Origin of the sequence: Novosphingobium anseongense (genome assembly GCF_037482895.1) — a bacterium.
In the GTDB taxonomy this organism is placed as follows: Bacteria; Pseudomonadota; Alphaproteobacteria; order Sphingomonadales; family Sphingomonadaceae; genus Novosphingobium; species Novosphingobium anseongense.
In genome coordinates this window covers 351,958-372,520 of record NZ_JBBHJZ010000002.1, presented here as the reverse complement: position 1 = coordinate 372,520, position 20,563 = coordinate 351,958, and the positions used below count along the sequence as shown (strand labels likewise).

Sequence of the window (20,563 nt, the reverse complement as noted above, 5' to 3'; positions counted from 1 at the left end):
CCAGTTTTCTGGAGCATGAAAAATGGCTAATCTCTATCTTGCGGCGGGCGATAATATCTCCGGCCTGACCTTCGGCGGCAACGTGTTCGGCAGCACCGGCAGCGAATCCGTCACTTACGCTGCCGGCGTGACCGGCATCGTCGCTGACCAGAATGTCGAGCAGGTTCGCCTCGCTGGCACCACCGGCAGCTACACCTTCCAGCAGTCGGGCAACCAGCTTCTGGTCTTCAGCGGCGCAACTCAGGTTGCGCGCATCACGCTGCAGAATGATGCCAATGGCACGCTGATCACCTTTGGTAACGGCACTGTCGAAGCAAAGGTTTCGGCTTCGGGCATGACGCTCGGCGGCGGCACCGTTCCTTCGGCTGCTCCCTCGGCTGTCGTTCCGACCGCAATCGACACCAGCAATACGACTGGCACGCTTCAGTTTGTTCTGACCGCGGGCATCGACGCCCTGACCGGTAGCGGCGGCGACGACGTGTTTGTCGGCGATGCCGCGACGATCACCGCAGCCGACTCGATCAACGGCGGTGGCGGTAACGACTCGCTGAACATCTTCGGCGCGACTGGCGCGACTGTCGTTCCGCAGCTGACGGACGTCGAGAACGTTAACTTCAACGCCCCGACGGTTGATATCGCTGTGAACACGCAGTCGGCAACCGGCGTGAATAACATCGGCCTCGTCAACACGGCTACGAAGGTGTTTGCCGGTCTAACCATCGGTGCGACCCAGAACATCACCTTCAACAACGTCACCGGTGGCCTGGGTCACACTGTTACAACGACTGCGACCGATACGGCCGTTGGCGTTGGGCTGACCGGCTCGACGCTTGGCACGCTGGCGCTTACCGGCGCTGCTATCACCTCGGTTAATGTCACGTCGAACGGCACCGCCAACACGATTGGTGCGCTCACGACCACTGGCGCTGAAGACACTGTGAACGTTACCGGTGCTGCTGATCTCAAGATCACGACTGCTCTGGATACCACGGTCAAGACCGTTAACGCTGCTGCTGCAACCGGCGCTATCAATGTTGGGATCACGACGGCTACGACCGCAGCGATCGCCGCTGACGTCTCGACTGGCTCGGGCAAGGACACGATCGCCGTCGCAACCACGGGTACGGGCACGACGACGGTCAACGCTGGCGCTGGCAACGACACGGTTAATATCACCGCTCGTTCTTCGGGTAAGCTGACCGTCAACCTTGGCGCTGGCGACGATACGCTCAACATCACGGGCGCAGCGATTGCTGCCGGTGACGTGATCGACGGTGGTGACGGCAAGGACACGCTGCTTCTCAGCATCGTTGGTGCTTCGAACATCGCCTCGTTCTCGAACTTCGAAGTGTTCGACGCCAAGGGTCTCGGCAAGACGCTCGATATCGACATTCTCGCCAGCAAGAACACCGTTACCGAAATCATCACCACCGGTGACGTCGGTGCAACGGCTGCTCTGACGAATGTCGGCGCGGGCGTTGGGTACCGTGTCACCGGCGATACCGACGTGACCAAGGCACTCACGCTGACGCAGAAGGCAGCGGGTGCGCTCACCGTCACGATCGATATCGACGAGCCGGCGACGACTCCTGCCGCTACCACGACGGCCTCGACGGCGCATGACGCTGCAGTGGTCGCCGCGAACGCGACTTCGCTGAAGGCGGTCTTCGACTCGGCGTTCTTCGACAAGGCGACTGGCGCTGGCGATAACGTTGCTAACCTGGCGCTGACCGGTTCGGCTGCTACCACCCTGGAAATCGTCTCGGGCGGCACCAACGCTGTGAACGATCTGGACTACACCACGGGCAGCGCTTCCTCGAAGGGTGTGCTGACCTCGGCGACCATTTCGGGCACGCAGGCGATTGATTTCGACGTGACCTCGGCTGATCCGACGCAGCTCGCAACTGTCAATGCTTCGACCCTTACCGGTGCGCTGACGTTCAGCCTGAACGATCTCAAGCTCGCAACGGTTGCTGCAAACAGCAAGGATCAGGTCTTCAACGGTGGCACCGTTACGCTTGGTTCGGGCGCTGACATCATCACGGCAGTGACCGCCGCGAATGGCTCGACCATCTCGGGTATCCAGAAGGGCACGGGCGAAGATCAGACGACCGCTGGCGCTGCAGACACGATCAAGATCGCTGCTGCGGTTCAGGCGAGCGACGTTGCCGACACTGGTGTCTTCGCCGTTAAGGACGGTCTGCTGACCTTCAGCGGTGCAGGTCCGGCGACGCTGCAGGCCGCTATCTTGATCGCTCAGGGTGCTGCCGAAAGCGCCAATGAGACCGTTGTCTTCCAGTATCTGACTGACAGCTACGTCTTCGGTCAGGGCACGACCAATGGCACCGGCGATGACGTTGTCATCAAGCTCGCTGGTACGACGAGCCTGGTTGGTCTGGACAACTACTCGGCCGGTAACGTCTACGTCTTCTGATAGAAGAGTAACCGCTAGCTCAGAGGTTTCGGCCTAGGAGAGACAGGCCCCCGGTTGAAAGACCGGGGGTTTTGTCTGTCTAAGTCCCGCGACAAAACGAGTTGCCACCCGCCGTTTCCGTTTGCGCGCAAGGCCTTGGCTGGTATGCCTGTCCCTCGACAAAGATGAGGGTTTTATGAGCGACTGGACTTCGGGCTATGTGGCCGACATCGGCTACACGCATGGTTTCTACCGCGAGCTGACCCCCAAGGTGCTTGACTTCGTCGCGCTGTCGAAGGGGCTCCACAGCCCGGACAGCGCCGGCCCCCTCGCCTATTGCGAGCTCGGCTGCGGCCAGGGCTACTCGGCCAACCTGCTCGCCGCCGCCAACCCGCAGGTCCAGTTCCACGCCACCGATTTCAACCCGGCCCACATCGTCGGCGCCCAGGCGCTCGCCCGCGCCGCCGGGACCGAGAACGTACATTTCTACGACGATGCCTTTGCCGATTTCCTCGATCGGCCCGAACTTCCCCAGTTTGACGTCATCAGCCTCCACGGCATCTATTCGTGGATCGGCGCCGAGCACCGCGCCACCATCGTCGAATTCATCCGCCGCAAGCTCAAGCCCGGCGGCCTCGTCTACATTTCCTACAACTGCCTGCCCGGCTGGTCCCCCGGCGCCCCCGTGCGCCACCTCATGTACCTCCACGGCAAGGCCCAGGGCGGGCCGACGATCGGCCGCCTCGACCCCGCGCTCGGCTTCATCGACAAGCTGATCGGTGCCGACGCCAAGTATTTCGCCGCCAACCCCGCGCTCAAGGCCCGGCACGAGGCGCTGACCAAGCAGAACAAGAACTACCTCGCCCACGAGTACCTCAACGACGCCTGGACCTTGTTCTACCACTCGGACGTCGCCGCCGAACTCGGCGAGGCCAAGCTTGGCTATCTCGGCTCGGCCAACCTGCTCGATCACATCGACGCGGTGAACTTCACCTCAGATCAGAAGGCGATCCTCGTACAGGTCACCGATCCCGTCCTGCGCGAGACCGTCCGCGACTACATCGTCAATCAGCAGTTCCGTCGTGACGTCTTCTCGAAGGGCGCGATCCCCTTGCCCGATTCGGTCCGGCGCGAGGCCTGGCTCGATCAGCGCTTCGCGCTCATGGTCGCGCGCCCCGACGTCTCGATGAAGATCCGCGGCGGCATCGGTGAGGCCGATCTCCACGCCGACGTCTACGGCCCGATCCTCGATGCCCTCGCCGGCGGCCCGGTCACCGTGCGCCAGCTCGTCGACGGCAACCCGGCCGTCGCCGCGCTCGGCTGGAACCGCCTGGCCGAGGCCCTGGTCATCCTTGTGGGCTCGGGCCAGGTCCAGCCCTGTCTTCCCGCCCGCACCGACGCCAAGCGCCACAAGTCGACCAAGGCTTTCAACTCGGCCGTCCTGCGCCACGCCCGCGACAGCGCCGATCTCCAGCAGCTCGCCTCGCCTGTCACCGGCGGCGGCGTCCCCCTTTCGCGCTTTCAGCAACTCTTCCTCCTCGCGCTCGAAAGCGGCCGCAAGGGCACCGACGACGCCGCGCAGTTCGCCTGGGAGGTCATTCAGCAGCAGGGCCAGGCCATCCTCAAGGACGGCAAGCCGCTCAACACCCCCGAAGAGAACCTCGCCGAGCTCCAGCGCCAGGCCGCCGCCTTCTTCGAAAAGCTCGTCCCCGTCCTCCGCCAGCTGCAGGTCATCTGACGACCAACCAATTCCTCCCCGAGTTCGCTCGGGGAGGGGGACAGCCGGAGGTGGTGGAGGGGCACTTTCCCGCTCGCCCCGAGCGAATTGCAGGGCCCCCGGAACCCCTCAACGGCAAGCACCCCGCTTGCAGTCCCCTTGCAGTGCCGTTGCAGTCGTCTCGCAGCGATCGTGCATGCCCCGAGCGCGTTCCGCCGCGGAATCGGCCCATTCCGGCCATCCCGCGCCCGCACGCCCTTGCGTTCGCGCCGCTTTTCCGCTCTGGCTGCGGGCACCACGCGGGATGGGGTCTTTTGAAGAAATTCAGATTTTTCAGTGCTCTGTTGGCCGTCTGCGCGCTTCCGGGCGTCGCCCTGGCGCAGTCGGCAGAGGCCCCGCGACCCGACGCGAAGGGCTTCGGCGACAGCCAGTTCGACCGTATGATGCAGGGCTGGCAGGCCGAACCCAGCCGCGTCCCCCAGCTCGCCGCGCTCCTCGACGCCGCCCCGAATAAGTCTCTTAATTCAACGGTTTCGGCGCTTCCTGTCGAGGGGCAGACCCCCGCCGGCCTCCCCCTGGCCTCGTTCCGCCAGACCAGCCAGTTCGGCCTGCGCCTCCATCCGGTGCTCGGATTGTTGAGGAATCACAAGGGCATAGACCTCGCTGCGCCGCTCGGCACGCCTATCCGTGCTACCGCCGACGGCACCGTCTCCCGCGCCGCCTGGGCCGGCGGCTATGGCCTCATGGTCGAGCTAAGCCACGGGAATCGCACCGAAACCCGCTACGGCCACATGTCGCGCCTGGCCGTCATGCCCGGCGAGAAGGTCGCGAAGGACAGCATCATCGGCTATGTCGGCTCGACCGGCCGCTCGACCGGCCCGCACCTCCATTACGAGGTCCTGATCGATGGTCGCGCCGTCGATCCGCTTGCCTTTAAGCCTTGATCTAACGCGAGAATTTCACGATCCGCACGACCGGTCCGCCGACCTTGCCGGGCTCCGGCCGGAACGTCGCGACCAGTGTCCCCCGCGCGATCAGCTCCCGATAGGCCGCCGCTTCGACCGGGAAAGCCCGGCTTTCCGCGGCATAGCGATCCGCCTGGGTCAGGATCGCATAGTCGGCCGCGCAGGATTCCCGCTTGTCCGCCGCCACCGTGCCGTAGTCGATATTCGTCCGCGTCCCGCGCCCGGACTGGACCGTCGAGAGCTGGATCTTGCCGCCCAGCGTCGCCCGCGCGTCGATGCAACCGACGGAGCCGAAAGGAAAAAGAAAGCGCCACGGGCGCGGCAGCAGGTCGAAGGCGAAATGCTCGAGCAGTACCGTCGAGCCCGGCGCGACGTGGGCTGCGGCCCATCGCGAGGCGAACTGGCGCGTATCGTCGAGCCGCGCCCGCGTGTCAGCCTGGGCCCGCAGCGCCGGCGGCACGAGAAGCGCCAGCCCCACGACCGCGATCGCACCACGAGCCAGGGGCCGAGGCAGCCGGGCCGTGCGGCCGACGAGGTCGCGAAAGGCAACCCCGGCGGCGATCGCCAGCAGCGGCATCAGCGAGAGCACCCAGCGCTCCCAGACGAGGTTCTGCACGCAGAGCACCAGCGCGAAGCCGATGACGACGGGCAGCACCACCGCGGCGGCCTCGCGTCGCCGCACCATGATCGCGAGACCCCAGCCGGCGAAGGCCAGGCCAAGGCCGCCGAGCCCTGTGGCGAGGGGACCGGTGAGATACCACCAGGCATTCTCCCACGGCGTGCCGCCGGTCGCCCCAAGGTGGTGGATCTGGGCCTCGCCGTGCATGTTGCGCAGCGCGGTCTGATGATCGAGCAGCAGGTAGGGTGAGATCAGGAACAGGAAGACGAGCGCCAGGACGCCGCATAGGGCGAGCCGGATCAGGCCGGGCAGGCGCTCGGCCGGGTGGGCGACGCCCCGCGCCACCACCGCCGCGATCACCGCCAGGGCGGTGAGCGCATAAGGCCATTTGGTCGCCATCGCGGCGCCCAGCCAGAGCGCGGCGAGCACGTAGTCGCGCCAACGGTCGTGGCGCAGGATGCGCAGCGCCGCGAGCATGCCGAGCAGCATGAAGAAGCAAGCCATCATGTCGGAGCGGATGATCTGCGACCAGGTCACGTGCACCGGATTGATCGCCAGCAAGGCCGCGGCGGCGAGCGCGGTGTTCCGATCGAACAACTCGCGCGTCAGGCGATAGGCGAGGTAGATCGTCGCCACAGCGAAAAGCACCATGGCTACGCGGCCGGGCAGCAGGGCCCAGCTCGGATCGGCGTAGAGCGCGTCGGCGAAGGCTTCGATCGTCGGAAAACGGCCGAACAGGTGGCCCAAGCCAAAGATGGCGATGGTCAGCACCGCGAGGACGTACATCGTCGTGGTCGCGGGATGTCCGAACCAGCCGGGGTTGAGCGTCGGCCCGCTGAGCATCTTGATCGCGCCGAGCTCGAAGGTCAGCTCGTCGGGATCGTTGAGCGCCGGGAGTCCGAAGGCAACGCTGTAGAGCCGTACGGCGGCGGCGAGGAGCAGGATTGAACCGAGCAGAAACATCCCGCGACGCGTGGACGACGCTTTGCCGGCTGCGATCCTATCGTGGGTATCGGAGTGAGCGTTCATAGAGAATCCGCCAGAGGGCGGCGCAAGGGCGGCCGTTTCATGCTGCCTGCGGCGGACGCGGGCGTTGAATCCACGGGAGCGGGTTCGCGTCGCGGCGGAACCGCCAGCGGGTGGCCCATCCCTGCTGTCGGATATCGATCCAAACGTCTGCAATCGTTCGGAGGGAAAGCAAGACGGGAATCGCCAGGGTCAGGACCGGTCGTATGAATGGGCCGATCTGCACCACATATTCGACCAGGATCGGGCGCTGGAAAAAGAACGATTCCTTTACGAGCACCGGCAGGCGATCGACGTTGATGTCGAGCGGAATGCAAATGAGGTAGCCAATGAGGATCGCTGCGCGCCTCAGCCCGCCCCGCGATGGCTCCATGAAGCAAAAAAGCAGCACGAGGATCTGCGTGTAAGAGCTGACTTCAGTCGATAGGAGCGCGATTCCGATCGACAAGGTCAGCATGCGATAGCGGGGTACGGCTTCCGGCCTGACCAGGCAGGCCAGCGCGGCGAAGGCTATGAGAGCTTGCGCGGTGCGCATGATGATCGGAATGATGAACGAGATCACGGTGACCGCGTCGGAGCCGAAATAAAGGGCAGTAGGGAAAATTTCCGATCGCATCAGTTCCTGAAGGGGTAGCAGTGAGGACGCCATCCAGATGTCGAGAGGATTGTTGATGACAAGCCCCTCGGCGAAGGAAGTAATGTTTTCGAAGATCTCGAGCGGGCTTCCCGTGCCGAATGCAGCGTAGGTCAGCAGATACACCAGCACTGTTGCGATCAAGGCGCCTTCGGCCCAGCGCCAGCGGCGGTGGAGCAACTGGGCGGCTAGAGCGCCGATCAGATAGATCTTCATGTTGATCGCCATGCCGGCAAACAGCCAGCGTACACGCGCCGACTTTAACAGTGGACCGTAGGCCAGAAGCACGAAAATGTAGGTGATCAGGATGACGTTGCCGCGGTCCAACGCCCAGAGCATAGGCAGACCGATCGACACGGCTATCGATCTCGGAAGCGCAGTCCGACGGTCGATCTTGAGAAACACTTTCGCCGTAAGAAAAATGCAGAGCACGTAAATCAGGTGCAGCGAAGCGATCCCCAGCACGTCGCATTCGCGCCCGAGGCCGGCGCCGCCGTTCTCATAACATGAACCTTGGGTTATGAGATTAAGGATCACATAGGTCAGGGGCGGGTAGATCGTCTTGTAGGTGTCGTAGGCACCTGGACGATGCGAGAAATCGGCAGGATTGAACCAATCCATCCAAGTGTCGCCGACGTCGTAAAACATTGGCTGAGGAAAGTACTGGTTCTCGAAGAAAAACCAAAAGTCGTAGATAAAGCCGCAGGCGACAAGCGCCGCCAGGCAGTATTCCAGCACGATAAAGGAAGGCAGCCCGCGCTTCACGCTCTTGCCTTCTTAAACGCGAGACGGCCTAGCACGAAATAGTTGATGATCGAGACGAGCACCGTGGAGATCAGGCCTGCGGCGTAGGGCGACGGCCAGACTTGCATGCAACTCCAGATGAAGCCGAGCCCCAAGAGGTAGTTGACGGCGTAGGAGACGACGAAACCGCTTTTGGAGGCCTGCCGATCCCGAAATGCGTAGCGACTGTAGGTCAGATAATTGAACGCCATCCCGGCGACATGCGATAGCGCTTGCGCGGCATAGAGATTGACGTGCGCGGCGACGAGGATCGAGAACAGCCCGTAGCCGAACAGCGTGTTCAGAACGCCAGCTTGGTAGTAACGCCAGAGCCGCTTCCATTCGGCGGGCGAACGCCAATCGAACATACTAGTAGCCGGCAGGGAAATTGATGCGCTCGCGTTCGAGCACGAGCGGTTGGTTGCGTGTTCGTTCTGAAACCAGGGCAATCTGGACGCCCAAGAGGCCTAGGAATAGAAACAGCAGGCAGAACTGGCTTTCGATCATGGCGGCGAGGAGCCACAATTGCACCGATCGGCCGGTGAAAGCTGCTAGAATAGCGCCGGAAAGGCAGATCAGCGTCAGGAGGCCCATAAAGAAGGCAACATAGAGCGGCGCGCGCAGCAGATTCTTCGATGAGCCTGCAAGGCCGTTCAGCGCGAAATCAAGCAATGTGAAGAAGTTGTTGTTTGAGCGCCCGCCCGCGCGCACCGGTCGCTTGAACGGGATCGTCTCGATCTGATAGCCGGTCTCGACCAGGAGGCCGCGGAAAAACGGCTCGGGCTCGTTGAGCCTGCGGATCGCTTCTACCACGCGGCGATCGTAGATACCAAAGCCTGTGGCGTTGGGAATGATCGGGTAGTCGCCGAATCGCTTCTGTAGTCGGTACGACAGATTGCGCATGAAGCTAAGAACGGCGCCCGACTTCTCGCTTTCGCGAATGCCCAGCACGATATCCGTCCCCGCGCGCCAGCGGCGCACGAATTCGGGGAGCAGCAAGGGCGTATCCTGAAAGTCGGCGCACATCGAGATGACCGCACGACCGCCCGCCTGGTAGATACCGTGCGTGGGCGAGCGCATCTGGCCGAAATTGCGAGTATTGATGATCAACCGGATGCGCGGATCGCGCGCGCACATACCGCGAATGATTTCGACCGTGCGGTCCTGGGACTCGTTATCGATGAAGATGATGTCGAAGCTCTCGCAGACCTGTTCGAGCTGCTCGATCACGGCCGCGGCAATGGCCTCGGCGTTGTCTTCCTCATTTCGACAGGCGATTACGACCGAAACTTCCGGACTAGCCGACATAGCGGTCCTCCGCCTCGAGCCGGGCGCCCAGCGGCGGGCGCAGCCGATAGAATTCGATCGACAGCCAGAGCATGATCATCGCGAGGGCTGCCGCCAGCGCGGGCCACCAGACCTGCCGTTCGGTGTCGATAAAAGGAGGTTCCAAGATGCGCACGTTGGCCGACGACGTCAGGTCTTCCACCGCGGTGCCCTGCAAAAAGCGCAGGTAGCTGTCGTACAGCGTTCGAGCGACCATAACCTCGCGCTCCAGCCGGAACAGCTGGCTCGAGGTCGCAACTGCCTCGCCGACTGTGGCGTTGTTGCCGACACTCGCGTCGTTACCGTTCGTGGCGCGAACCTGCGCCAACTGCTGCCGCAACATGGCCAATTCGGCATTCATCTGGCGGATGATGCTGTTGTTGTCGCTGTACAGCTCGCGCGCGGCCGCGATACTGATAAGCTTGGCTTTGATGGCGCTCTCCAGCATCGGAATACGCGACGAAACCGCTTCGACTGCTAGCGCGGGGAGAGGGGTTCTGTTGCGCAACCGGAAACGGTCATAAACGGCCTGAGCCTTTTCGAGCTGGTCCGAGGCTTCGTTCACGAGTTGCTCGAGAACCTTGCGCTTGTAGGACGTCTGCTTGCGGCTAATCTCGGCAAGCTGCTCCTGCATCGCATCGCCGTAGGCCGCGACGACATCGCGCGCCAGTTTGGGGTCGCGGTTCTGCATTTCAATCGAAACGATACCGCCGCGCAGTGACCGGATGGTCACGCGCTTGTCCAGCCAGCGGTGGAGCTCCAGTCGGTTAGACATGTCCAGGCGTTTACCTAGCGCTAATCGATGGATCACGAGATCGCGAACGTAGACGCCCTTGCCCACGCGCAGGGCCACTTCGACGGCAGCCTGATTGCCGAAGACATTGTTGATGGCGCCGAGCTGCCCGAGAGCGCCGCTGAGGCCCAGGCTCTGCGGATCGGTTGGCGTCAGCGTTACGGCGGCGCGGTAGCGCTGCGGAAATAGCGCAAGGGCCACGAAAAGAAGCGTAAGTAGCCCGAATATCAAGGCTCGGGTGTGGAAACGCGCCAGCCAGCTATGGCTGGTCAGCGTGCCGACGAAGCTGCGGGGCGGGGTCATTTCGTCACCGCCACAACGGTCGCGGCGCTCAGACCCAGCTGGAACAGCGTCTGGGTGATGTCCTTGAATTTCGCCCAGAACGAATTGCCCTGGGTGCGGACTGGGACGAAAACGATGTCGCCGGGGAGCACCCTTGCGCGCAGCGAACCGCGCTTCTTCGAAACAACTTCGCCGTTGGCGCGGACGAGAAAGATATTGCCCCGATCGGCCGCGCGCAGCGTACCGCCGGCTTTCTCGATATAATCAGCGACGCGGATGGGCTTGCCCTCGCCGACGAAGAACGAGGCGGGGCGATAGACCGCGCCAAATATACCGACCGTCGTCGGCCGCGGCGGCACGTAGATCGCATCGTTGTTCTCGAGCAGGATGTTGCCCGGTATCGTCTGCGCGTTGGGTGGCAGCTGCAGCACGACGCGGCCGTCGGGCTCGGCCTGGCGCAGGCGCTCGAGTACCGAGCGGGCCGCGGCGATCTGGTTCGCGCGCTCGCTTTCGCTGACCGAGGTGCTCGCCGACAGCGGTGCCGCGGCCAGGCTGAGCTCGAGCTGGCGCACAGCTTCGCGGAAGCTTTCCTGCTGCTGGATCTTCACCGATTGACGCGTAAACTTCGTGCCATAGGGGAAAGCGATCGAGGTCATCCCGCCGGCCTGGGCTACGATGTCGCTGGTGGGCGTGTTAGGCGCGACGAAGTAGATGCCGGGCTTGCGAACCTCGCCCTCAACGCGGACGAGGACCGACTGGCGCTCGATCGGCATCGCCAGGCTGCCCGTGGATAGCACTTGGACGATGTCGGCTCCGCGGATCGGCTGCAAGGCGGCCTGGCCGATTGCCATCTCCTGCGGGCCGACCATGTTGATGTCGCCGGTCCGGTAGAGGATGAAGCGCGATCGGTCGGCCAGCGTATTGGGGCCGCCGGCAGCTGCAAGCATGTCGGCTATGGTCTCGCCGGGCTTGGCCTCGTAGATCGCTTCTTCCTGGACAGAGCCGATCACGGCGACCTGCTCGCCCGCAGGCGGGATGAAGAGAACGTCCTCGTTCTGCAGCGGCACATCGCTGATGCGGCTGCCGCCGCGCATCAGCTGGTAAAGGTCGAAATCAGCGATTTCCGCGCCGTTGCGGTACAGCTTTACGCTGCGCCAGCTACCCCCGCTGGACGGGCCGCCAGCCTGGAAAACGGCGTTGGCAAGCGTCGAAAGACTGCTGACCGTAAAGGCACCGGGATTGTTGGCGAGACCGGTTACGTAGACGCGAATCCCGCGTACTTGCCGGACGCTGACGGAAACCGTGTAGCCACGGTACTGGCGGCCGACCGCGTTCGAGATGACCCCGCGCAGATCCGAATGGCGCACGCCGGCGACCTTGATCGTACCTACGCCGGCCAGGAAGATGTTGCCGTTGGTATCGACCTCGCGGCTGACGCTGCCGTCGATGGAGCCCGACAGGGCGATGACGATTTCGTCTCCGGGCTGGACGATGTAGCCGGGAGGCACGGTGGCGGTCGCGGGCGCGGCGAAGTCGCGCAGCGCAGGCAGCACGAGGTTCTCGCCGAAGCGCGGCAGCTTCCGTCCAAGCAGTCGCGTCGTGTAAAGCTCGAACTCGCCGGGTTTGGGCAGAGCCTTGGTCAGCGTGCTGCTGGAGTCGACCGGATTGCTACTGCGCGCGTTTAGCAGTTGCTGCAGACTCAGAGCCGAGTTGTCCTGATCACCCACGCTGCGCGGTTGGAGGATCTGCTGGCCCACGAACGGGTTCTGCTCGCTCGAGCCGCCTGATGCTGAGTTTTGCGACGCACCGCCTTGCGCCGTAGCGTTAGGGTCAAGCGGCGAGCCCGAGGGCATGCGGTTGTCGTTCCCACCCTGCTGCGCAAGCGCGGTGGATGCCGCTCCGAGCATGAGAGCGAGTGCGATAGCCTTCCCGTACGAGCAACCGTGCGCGATCTTCGTTTTCAAACTTCGGTCCTTTGAATTGCAGGGCATTTGGCTGCCGACGAGTGCATGTCGGCGGTGCACCTCACACCAAGCGAAACCCGCCGCGCTGCTACCACCTTGTCACGCGCTTAACTAGACGTCGCGGTGCGTGTTCGCGCGCCAGATAGGCCATGGTTTCAGCCAATTGATCGGCCAGCGGCACGGGCGCCATGCCGAAGCCGGCGAGCGCTCGCTGCCACGCCGCATCGTCCCCGATGTAGCGATTGTCGCCCGCTTCGGTAATCGGTCGCCGGCGGACCTGGCCGCTGACTAGATCGGCGACCACCTGCGCGACTTCGCCGAGTTCGAGCGCTTCGCCGCCCGTATCAATCCGAAGCGCCGCGGGGCCGCTACCGGCCAGAAGCTGCGCAAATACAAAGGAGATCAGCTCACGCACAGCGACATAGCTGCGCAGCACACGCATCGGCGCGCGCACTTCGATCGGCCGCCCGGCAAGCGCGTCGGCGATGAAGCTCGCGAGGGCATAGGTCTCGTGCTTGTTTATGTAAGGGCCGGAGACGCTGTAGATGCGTGCAATTACAGCGCGGCGATGCGCTGGCTGCGCCTCGGCCCAGTCTGCGAACAGATCCTCGTCGGCGCGTTTCAGCGCGCCGTATAGCCGCAGGTCGGACGCAGCCGCAGGATCGTCGGCAAAGGCCGCGGCGCCCGAAGACGCTATGAAGAGCCGGTCCACGCCGATCGGGTCGAGCGCTTCGAGCACGCTGCGTGAAAGGGCCCGGTTGGTCTGCGCATAAGTGTCGGCGTCCATACCGGCCACCTTGTCCTTTGTAAGAAAGGCCAGGTGGAAAAGGACGCTTGGCATCGTATCCAGCGCGGAAAGTTCCGAAAGCGGGCGCTGGCTCAAGTTTGTGCCGTCGTCGAGCGTTACCGTCGCTTCGGCCGATCCGAAGCACACCACACGCCGCATGAGATCGCCGGGACCCAAGGCCTCGTGCAGCAGCGTCAACAGGCTCCGTCCGATCCATCCGCGCGCGCCGACGAGCACGATCCGGCGGTTGTCCGCCGAGATCATCCGGCGGGCCGGCTCGCTCAGTCTGGCGTTGCGGCGGTCAAGATCGCGGTCGTAGGCCACGTGGCGCTCAGGCGTCGATCGGCTGCTCGGTGAGATAGTCGATGTCAGGGCTCATTCGATCGATCGGATTGGATTCCATCGACCCCGAAGCGGTGATCCGGCTGCTGATCTTCGGAAAATAGGTCTGTTCGGGATCGACCGGAACGATGAACCCATGCGGTCCGGGCGCTGAGAGCTTGGCGATGAATTCGGCGTTCTCGGTGAAGTCGAGAGGCACTTCCATCACCGGAATGTCCCATGCCGCGAACAGCTTCGCCCACTGCGGCAGGCCCAGACCCGAGGCGCGATCGCAGCCCAGGTACTTGCCGTCGAAATAGTTGCGCTGCGTCATGCGGATCGAGGCATGGCCCTGATCGTGGAAGATGAACATCTTCAAGTTGAGATCGTTCACGGCCACGGTGCCGAGTTCCTGCATGTTCTGCGCGAAGCCGCCATCGCCTTCGACTAGGATCGTACGCCGGCCTTCTGGACCGGCCGCCGCGCCCGCAATCGCAGCGCCGATCGCACCGGAAAGCCCATAGCCCATCGAGGCAAGCGACTTGTTGGTGAGAATGCGCTGGCCGAGCTTCTGCTTGTAAAGCTGCATCGACAGCGTGAAAGCGCTGCCGCTAGAACAGGGAATGACGAGGTCGTCGGAATTGGTCAGCGTCTCGAGCCCGACGATGAATTCGTAAGGCGAAAGATAGCCTTCGCCGGTGTGGTTGACCTCCTCGATCCGAGGAACGGCCTTGCGGATCTGCTGCGCCTTTTCCAGCCAGTTCGGCTTGGCCGGCAGATCGTGAGCGACCAGGCGTTCGAGAAAATCGTTCGCATCGACTGCGAAACCGTGATCGACGCGCGGATGGCCTTTTTCCAGTTCCTGCGGGTCGATCTCAATCTGGACGATCTGCGCGTCGCGGCCGAATTCCTGCCAGTTGAAGCCGGTCTGCTGCAGGCCGAGCCGCGTACCGACGGCAAGGATCAGGTCGGCATTCTGGATGACGATATTGGCGGAGCGCTGGCCCCAGGTGTTCGGTCGGCCCAGATAGTTGGGCGCATCGCCATCGAAGCGGTCGGCGCCGTTGTAGGTCGTCATCACAGGCATCGCGAGCGCGTCGATCCGAGCGCGGAGGCGTTCCGTGGTCGCATAGTCCACACCGCCGCCGACGAGCAGAATCGGGCGTTCGGCCTTGCGATAGAGCTCTGCGACGCCAGCGATATCTGCATCGGTGGCCACCGGTAGTGGCGGGTCGCCGATGGGAGGAAGGGGGGTCTCGTCGACGGCTGCTCCCTGCACGTCGAGCGGCATCTCGAGGAACACCGGCCCCTTGCGCGGTTGCCAGCTCTGCTCGATCAGCGAGAGGAATTCGGCCGCGTCGATGGGCTCGAGAAAGCGATAGGACGCCTTGGCCGTCGATCGCATCAATTCGACGCCGTCGATTTCCTGGATTCCGCGGCTGCGAACCTTGCCGAGCGCGAGATCGCTGGTCTTGACCTGTCCGCCAATCACCAGCAACTCGCGGCTCTCGAGCCAGGCGCCGCTGACGGCGGTCACGATGTTCGTAGTGCCCGGGCCCGTCGTGACGAGCGCCAAGGCCTTGGCCGGTGCCGCGATCTCGTTGAAATACTCGGCGGCGATGCCGGCGGCGACCTCGTGGACGACCGGCACACCCTTCAGGTAGCGATCGAGGCTCTCGGTGAGGTGCATGATATTGCCGCCGCCTACGAAGAAGTAGTGCGTATATCCTGCGGCCTTGAGCCAGGCGCCGATCTGGTCGCTATACTTCACGTGCGATCCTTTTCTGCGATCGTCAGCAGAGACGAAATGATCGTGTGTACCTGGTTGGCCGAGAGGCTGCAGGGCGTTCCGTTGTCGTAGCCCCAATCGGCGTGGAGCGGCAGATGGATCTGGCCTTCGAACGGTTCGAGATGGCTGTTCATGTCATCGACATAGACGACGAACCACTTGCCGCCGTCGAGCCAACGCTGATCCGTGGCGACGGCGAACTTGCTGCCGAGCCGGCGAATGTCTTCCTGGCCGAAGATCTTGACCACGTCGGCACCGTGAAAGGCCATCGTTTCGCGGATCGATTGGATGTTGCGCGTCGAGAGAATAGCGAAACGCTCGGGATGCTTGAGGAGCAGCGGTTTCAGCAGGAAGAAGAAATCGTAGGGCGGCATCACCTTGGGCCACTCTGCGTCCTGCATGATGACCTCGCGCGCGGCAAAGAAATCGCGTGCGAAGGCCCAGTCCCTTTCCTCTGGCTGAAAGTCGTGCAGCGCTTGAGCGGGCAGGGACTGTTCCCGACAGTACAGTCGGTTGTATTGCCAGGCATCGGTCACGAAAGCCCGATAGGCGAGGAATTCTTCGTAGGTGATGTCCTGCCGGAAAGCGGGATTGCCTTCTATGGCCTTGTTGGCCACGGAATAGGCCTCGAACGCGCTGTTGAAGAGCACGCCATCGAAATCCAGAACGAACTTGATTTCCATTACAGGCGACCCCGCAACTGACCGACGCGATCGTTCGCGGCCGTGGCGATCGTTCCGTGATAGGCGAGCTGGAGTTCGAGGAGCGCTTCCTCGATCGCGAAGGCCGCTTCCAGGGCGCCATCCTCGAGGAATTTCGCCACCGGCATCACGCATTTGCGCGTTTCGACGCAGGCAACCAGGCCGCGCAGCTCTTCGTCCTCGCGGAGCAGCGCGATGGTCTTGGCGTTGACCGAGCCGCCCATCGTGGTCTTCAGGCCGCGCTTCTGCGCAGCCCTAGCGACCGTCTTGACCATGGCGATCGTTTCCGCGCTGTCGACGCCGCTGCCGCCGAAGCTGGCGGTCAGGTCGGTGCGGCCGACGGTAACTTCGCTGAGCTTGACGCCAGCGTCCAAGACCGCTTCGATCCGCTGCACGGCATCGATCGTCTCGATGGTGACGCCAACGTGTTCAAAGGCTCCGGCGGGCAGCATGTCCTGATACTTGCGCATAGCGAAAGCGCTCTCGATCATCGGAGCGACGATGCTTTTTACGCCGATCGCCATCAGGAAGCGCATGTCTGACTTAGCTTCGCAGCCACCGATCTTGACCAAATAGGGAAGCCCGTTACGCGCGGCGAACCCCGCCTCGGCCGCTACGCTGTCGCGGGGCAGTCCTTCGGCCTCAAATTCCCCCTTCAACGAAACGACTTTTGAAAAATCCATCTTTCTCTCTCTCCGAACCACTCGTTCTTGCGCGAAGCCTAAAGCCTTATCGCGCGCGCTTCTCGGCCACGAACTTCGCAATAGTTTCGACCGCGTAGGCGAGGTGGTCCGCGGTCAAGCCGGGGAAAAGGCCGATCCAGAAGCAATTTCTGGTGACGATGTCGGCGTTCGTCAGATCGCCAACTACGCGATAGTTCTGGCCCTTCATATAGGGCTGACGCAGCAGGTTGCCGCCGAACAGCAGGCGCGTGCCGATCTTGTACTCGTTGAGGTACTGGACGAGTTCGTCGCGATCGACGCCGCTCTTCTCGCGGATGGTGATCGGATAGCCGAACCATGAGGGTTCGCTGTTTGGCGTCGCCTCGGGCAGGATGAACACGTCCTCGAGCGGGCGCAGCAGTTCGGTCAGGATGTCGAAATTGCGCTGGCGCGCGGCAATGAATCCCTCGAGATGGCCGAGCTGGGCGAGACCGACCGCGGCCTGCATGTCGGTGATCTTCAGATTATAGCCGACGTGGCTGTAGGTATACTTATGATCGTAGCCTTTGGGCAGGGTGCCCAGCTTTTGGCCGAAGCGCTTGTTGCAGGTGTTGTCGACACCCGGCGCGCAATAGCAGTCGCGACCCCAGTCGCGCATCGTCTCGATCGCGCGCTTGTAATTAGGCTTGTTGGTGAAGACCGCGCCGCCTTCACCCATGGTGATATGATGCGCGGGATAGAAGCTCAGAGTGCCGATGTCGCCGAAAGTACCGACGCCTTTGCCATCGTAAGTCGCGCCCAGCGCGTCGCAGCAGTCCTCGACCACGAGCAGGTCGTACTTCTTGGCGACGCGCATGACCTCGCCGAGGTCGAAGGGATTGCCGAGCGTGTGCGCGACCATGATAGCGCGCGTCTTGTCGGTGATCGCGGCCTCGATCATCTCGGGCTTGATGTTGTAGGTCGGGATGTCGACGTCGACGAAAACCGGCACCAGCCCGTACTGCAGCGAGGGATTGACCGTGGTCGGGAAGCCCGTCGCCACGGTAATGACCTCGTCGCCCGGCTTGAGCGCCTTGTCGCGGACATAGCGTGTCGAGGTTAGCGACGAGAGCGCGAGCAGGTTCGCAGAGGAGCCCGAATTGGTGGTCAGCGCAAAGCGCACGCCCATGCGTTCGGCGAGCTTGGCTTCGAACTGCTCGTTGAAGCGGCCTGTGGTCAGCCAAAAGTCGAGCGAGGAATCGACGAGCATCCGCATGTCGGTCTCGTCGTAGACCTTGCCCGAGACCTGCACCGGGCTCTGGCCCGGAACGAAGGGCTTGGGCGCATGGAAGCGGCGGGCATATTCGCCCGTCATGTCCAGGATGAGTGCGCGCAGCTGCGCTTCATCCAGGCCGGACGGATCGAACATCGGAGTATCGGCGGTCATGCAGCCCCTTTCTGGGAGAGCGCGCGGCGGAAACGGTCGCGGTAATCGTCGAGCTGGGCCAGCGAAATGGCCCGGGCATCGCCGCCATCGGCGACGTGGCGATGCCATTCAACGATGCGCGTCAGCGCCGTGTCGAGGGTATAGGCGGGGCGCCAGCCGAGTTCGGCGTGGGCCTTTGTGCAGTCGAGCTTGAGCAGCTTGGCCTCGTGCGGCTGGGGGCCGTCGGGCTGGTCCCAGCCAGGAGCGCCCCAGGCCTGGGTCATGTGCTGGGCGATCCAGCGCACCGGCCGTGCATCGGCCTCGGCCGGGCCGAAGTTCCAGCCGGTCGCGGCCCATTCCCGGCCGTGGAACAGGTGCTCTGCGATCATCAGATAGCCGCCCAGTGCCTCGAGCACGTGCTGCCAGGGCCGGATCGAATCGGGCGAGCGGATCAGGGGCTTTTCGCCGGCAATCATCGCGCGGACCAGGTCTGGGATCAGCCGGTCGGTCGCCCAATCACCGCCGCCGATAACATTGCCTGCACGAACCGAGGCAACCTTGGTAGCGCCATCGGAGAAGAAGCTGCGCCGATAGGTCGAGACGACCAGTTCGGTCGCGCCCTTGCTCGCGCTGTAGGGGTCGTGCCCGCCCATGGCGTCGTCTTCGCGGTAGGGGCGGTTGGTCTCGCGGTTCTCGTAGCACTTGTCGCTGGTGATCGCGACGATAGCCTTGAGCCCGGCGATCCGGCGGCAGGCGTCGAGCACGTGAACCGTGCCTTGGACATTGGTCGCGAAAGTTTCCACCGGCGTGCTGTAGGACAGCCGCACGAGCGGCTGCGCGGCGAGGTGGAGGACAACCTCGGGCTGTGCCGCTTGCATCGCCGCCTCGACCGCCGCGAGATCGCGGATATCGCCTTCGACATGGGTGACCAATTCGGCCACGCGCGCTTGGTCGAACAGGCTCGGACTCTCGGCGGGCAGTGAGAAGCCGGTTACGTCGGCGCCCATGCGCGTTAGCCAGAGTGCCAGCCAGGCACCCTTGAAGCCGGTGTGCCCGGTCAGGAAGACCCGGCGACCGCGCCAGAAGGCTTCGTCGACAGTCAGGGGGGTCACCAGATCTTCCACGGCGCCCCGTCCTGCCAGAGCTGCTCGAGGTTCTGCTTGTCGCGCAGCGTGTCCATCGGCTGCCAAAAGCCTTCGTGCCGGAAGGCTACCATCTCGCCCGAAGCGGCGAGATGCTCCATCGGCTCTTTCTCCCATATCGTCTCGGGTGTCTCGATAAGGTCGATCACCGAGGGGTCGAGCACGAAGAAGCCGCCATTGATCAGGCCGCCGTCGCCGGCGGGCTTTTCACGGAAACTGGTTACCTTGTCGCCGTCGAATTCGAGCGCACCGAAGCGACCCGGAGGGGCGACTGCGGTGATCGTCGCTCTTTGGCCATGCGCCTTGTGGAAGGCGAGTTGCGCGGTCACATCGACCGATGAGACTCCGTCACCATAGGTGAAGAAGAATGGTTCGTCCTCATCCAGGAAGCGGCGCACGGCCTTGAGGCGGCCGCCGGTCTGCGTCTCCGCGCCGGTTTCCACCAAGGTGATTTTCCACGGCTCGGACCGCTTTTCATGAACCTCCATGCTGTTCTGCACGAGGTCGATGGTTACGTCGGCGGCATGAAGGAAGTAGTTCGCGAAGAACTCCTTGATCATGTAGCCTTTGTAGCCAAGGCAGATCACAAAGTCGTTCACGCCATGAGCGGAATAAATTTTCATGATGTGCCAAATGATCGGCATCCCACCGATCTCGACCATAGGCTTGGGCCTGAGTGAGGTTTCCTCACCCAGCCTCGTGCCTAGGCCTCCGGCCAGAATTACAGCCTTTGGCAATCATTTGCTCCTGTCGAACACCCCTGATCGAGAGGTCATTAGGTACCAATACCGTCGTTCGTCAACGTTCGTGAACGGGGAACGTGCCGACGCAACCACGGCTCTCTTGGGCGCGCCTTTGTTGCAGGTTGGCTGAACGTGAGATTTATGCGGGCAACTAGATGGAATGAAGGCGCCGTCAGCACCCGTCGTCGGGCCATCATGACCGCAGAGTCCTTGCCGCGCAACGCGTAGAGGAAGCGCAGCGATCGGTACGCGCGAACAGTTCCGCGCGCGCTGGACCACGCGATATTCTACTGCGACCGCTCTAACGGACGCGTTTTCCGGCGCTTGTCTCGCCAATTTGCCATGCGTCACCCGGATTAACGCTCGGCCACGCACGGTTTGCCTAACGCGATCCTCGCGAAATCTTGGTGGTCAGGCCAATTTTCTTGCGCAGAAATAGCGACCAAATCCGCAAGATAAAAGTTGGGGAAACACAAAGCATTTCCCCATAC

Annotated in this window: 16 protein-coding genes; 3 read left to right on the top strand and 13 right to left on the bottom strand. The window is 63.1% G+C overall.

Annotation, left to right across the window (positions count from 1 at the left end):
- The first annotated feature begins 22 nt into the window (after window positions 1-22).
- The 3 genes from WG901_RS10420 (at window position 23) to WG901_RS10410 (ending at window position 5,074) form a co-directional block, all read left to right on the top strand.
- The gene (locus WG901_RS10420) at window positions 23-2,434 is read left to right on the top strand and encodes a beta strand repeat-containing protein (RefSeq protein WP_339587002.1); all 2,412 of its coding nucleotides are present in this window, start codon (window positions 23-25) and stop codon (window positions 2,432-2,434) included.
- A 175-nt stretch (window positions 2,435-2,609) separates the two neighbouring features.
- Window positions 2,610-4,151 (top strand): class I SAM-dependent methyltransferase, encoded by a 1,542-nt coding sequence (locus WG901_RS10415; RefSeq protein ID WP_339587001.1) that lies wholly within the window; start codon window positions 2,610-2,612, stop codon window positions 4,149-4,151.
- A 323-nt stretch (window positions 4,152-4,474) separates the two neighbouring features.
- Complete coding sequence (locus tag WG901_RS10410; protein WP_339587000.1) at window positions 4,475-5,074, top strand: M23 family metallopeptidase; 600 nt, start codon at window positions 4,475-4,477, stop codon at window positions 5,072-5,074.
- A gap of 1 nt (window position 5,075) precedes the next feature.
- Here WG901_RS10410 and WG901_RS10405 read toward each other — a convergent pair whose 3' ends face one another.
- The 13 genes from WG901_RS10405 to rfbF all read right to left on the bottom strand — a co-directional run bounded on the left by WG901_RS10405 (window position 5,076) and on the right by rfbF (window position 20,066).
- Complete coding sequence (locus WG901_RS10405) at window positions 5,076-6,677, bottom strand: ArnT family glycosyltransferase (protein WP_339586999.1); 1,602 nt, start codon at window positions 6,675-6,677, stop codon at window positions 5,076-5,078.
- A gap of 103 nt (window positions 6,678-6,780) precedes the next feature.
- Window positions 6,781-8,139: a hypothetical protein gene (locus WG901_RS10400; RefSeq protein WP_339586998.1), complete on the bottom strand. Its 1,359-nt coding sequence runs from the start codon at window positions 8,137-8,139 to the stop codon at window positions 6,781-6,783.
- A complete protein-coding gene (locus WG901_RS10395; protein WP_339586997.1) occupies window positions 8,136-8,525 on the bottom strand; it encodes a GtrA family protein in 390 nt (129 codons plus the stop codon). The genes WG901_RS10400 and WG901_RS10395 overlap by 4 nt, the downstream gene beginning before the upstream one ends.
- 1 nt (window position 8,526) lies before the next feature.
- Window positions 8,527-9,465 carry a glycosyltransferase family 2 protein gene (locus WG901_RS10390; RefSeq protein WP_339586996.1) on the bottom strand — a complete coding sequence of 313 codons (939 nt, stop codon included), beginning with the start codon at window positions 9,463-9,465 and terminating at the stop codon, window positions 8,527-8,529.
- Window positions 9,455-10,579: a GumC domain-containing protein gene (locus WG901_RS10385; RefSeq protein ID WP_339586995.1), complete on the bottom strand. Its 1,125-nt coding sequence runs from the start codon at window positions 10,577-10,579 to the stop codon at window positions 9,455-9,457. The genes WG901_RS10390 and WG901_RS10385 overlap by 11 nt, the downstream gene beginning before the upstream one ends.
- The gene (locus WG901_RS10380) at window positions 10,576-12,315 is read right to left on the bottom strand and encodes an SLBB domain-containing protein (RefSeq protein WP_339586994.1); all 1,740 of its coding nucleotides are present in this window, start codon (window positions 12,313-12,315) and stop codon (window positions 10,576-10,578) included. Before WG901_RS10380 ends, WG901_RS10385 begins: the two co-directional genes overlap by 4 nt.
- A 295-nt stretch (window positions 12,316-12,610) precedes the next feature.
- Window positions 12,611-13,633, bottom strand: a complete 1,023-nt coding sequence (locus WG901_RS10375) for an NAD-dependent epimerase/dehydratase family protein (RefSeq protein WP_339586993.1) — start codon at window positions 13,631-13,633, stop codon at window positions 12,611-12,613.
- A gap of 7 nt (window positions 13,634-13,640) precedes the next feature.
- Complete coding sequence (locus tag WG901_RS10370; protein ID WP_339586992.1) at window positions 13,641-15,401, bottom strand: thiamine pyrophosphate-binding protein; 1,761 nt, start codon at window positions 15,399-15,401, stop codon at window positions 13,641-13,643.
- Entirely contained in the window at window positions 15,398-16,102 is a 705-nt protein-coding gene (locus tag WG901_RS10365; RefSeq protein WP_339586991.1) for a hypothetical protein, read from the bottom strand. The genes WG901_RS10370 and WG901_RS10365 overlap by 4 nt, the downstream gene beginning before the upstream one ends.
- Window positions 16,102-16,884, bottom strand: a complete 783-nt coding sequence (locus WG901_RS10360) for a hypothetical protein (protein ID WP_339586990.1) — start codon at window positions 16,882-16,884, stop codon at window positions 16,102-16,104. The genes WG901_RS10365 and WG901_RS10360 overlap by 1 nt, the downstream gene beginning before the upstream one ends.
- Window positions 16,850-18,208 (bottom strand): lipopolysaccharide biosynthesis protein RfbH, encoded by a 1,359-nt coding sequence (rfbH, locus tag WG901_RS10355; protein ID WP_339586989.1) that lies wholly within the window; start codon window positions 18,206-18,208, stop codon window positions 16,850-16,852. The genes WG901_RS10360 and rfbH overlap by 35 nt, the downstream gene beginning before the upstream one ends.
- Window positions 18,205-19,299 (bottom strand): CDP-glucose 4,6-dehydratase, encoded by a 1,095-nt coding sequence (gene rfbG, locus WG901_RS10350; RefSeq protein ID WP_339586988.1) that lies wholly within the window; start codon window positions 19,297-19,299, stop codon window positions 18,205-18,207. The genes rfbH and rfbG overlap by 4 nt, the downstream gene beginning before the upstream one ends.
- Window positions 19,296-20,066, bottom strand: coding sequence for a glucose-1-phosphate cytidylyltransferase (gene rfbF / locus WG901_RS10345; protein ID WP_339586987.1), 771 nt, complete (start codon window positions 20,064-20,066; stop codon window positions 19,296-19,298). The genes rfbG and rfbF overlap by 4 nt, the downstream gene beginning before the upstream one ends.
- Between the last annotated feature and the right edge of the window lie 497 nt (window positions 20,067-20,563).

Excerpts from the sequence above, each read along its gene's own strand:
- WG901_RS10420 (WP_339587002.1), top strand. The coding sequence starts at position 23 with ATGGCTAATCTCTATCTTGCGGCGGGCGATAATATCTCCGGCCTGACC.
- WG901_RS10365 (WP_339586991.1), bottom strand. The coding sequence starts at position 16,102 with ATGGAAATCAAGTTCGTTCTGGATTTCGATGGCGTGCTCTTCAACAGC.
- WG901_RS10405 (WP_339586999.1), bottom strand. The coding sequence starts at position 6,677 with ATGTTTCTGCTCGGTTCAATCCTGCTCCTCGCCGCCGCCGTACGGCTC.
- WG901_RS10395 (WP_339586997.1), bottom strand. The coding sequence starts at position 8,525 with ATGTTCGATTGGCGTTCGCCCGCCGAATGGAAGCGGCTCTGGCGTTAC.
- rfbH (WP_339586989.1), bottom strand. The coding sequence starts at position 18,208 with ATGACCGCCGATACTCCGATGTTCGATCCGTCCGGCCTGGATGAAGCG.
- WG901_RS10390 (WP_339586996.1), bottom strand. The coding sequence starts at position 9,465 with ATGTCGGCTAGTCCGGAAGTTTCGGTCGTAATCGCCTGTCGAAATGAG.
- WG901_RS10415 (WP_339587001.1), top strand. The coding sequence starts at position 2,610 with ATGAGCGACTGGACTTCGGGCTATGTGGCCGACATCGGCTACACGCAT.
- WG901_RS10385 (WP_339586995.1), bottom strand. The coding sequence starts at position 10,579 with ATGACCCCGCCCCGCAGCTTCGTCGGCACGCTGACCAGCCATAGCTGG.